Raw genomic sequence first — 329 nt, 5'->3', positions numbered from 1 at the left:
GGGCACAATCCATTAGGTCGCTGGAGCATTTTAGTGATGTTTCTGTTGATGATAGGCCAAGGCATCACCGGCCTGATGTTAGCAAGTACTGACTTATACATGGCCCCATTTGGTTCTCAAATGAAAGCCTGGGTCGCGGAGGATGAAGCGGCTATCGCGATTGTTCAGCCCTATGAAAAACAGGGTGTCGACCCCATCGCCTACCAGGAAATGCGCGATTTTCGGAAACCTTTTCGCACGCTGCATACCTATTTGTTTTATCTATTGATGTTGTCGATCGTGATTCATATCGCCGCGGTTATCGTTGAAGAAAAACGCAGACGTAATGA

At 47.4% G+C, this 329-nt stretch carries 1 protein-coding gene; it reads left to right on the top strand.

Going from position 1 to position 329, the window contains the following annotated elements; genetic code table 11:
* The coding region (locus B3182_RS02145; protein WP_292751360.1) for a cytochrome b/b6 domain-containing protein at window positions 1-329 on the top strand (329 nt) is incomplete at both ends.

Source organism: Methylophaga sp. UBA4204, assembly GCF_002379485.1.
Classification (GTDB): Bacteria; Pseudomonadota; Gammaproteobacteria; order Nitrosococcales; family Methylophagaceae; genus Methylophaga.
This window is presented reverse-complemented; position numbering and strand designations above follow the sequence as displayed.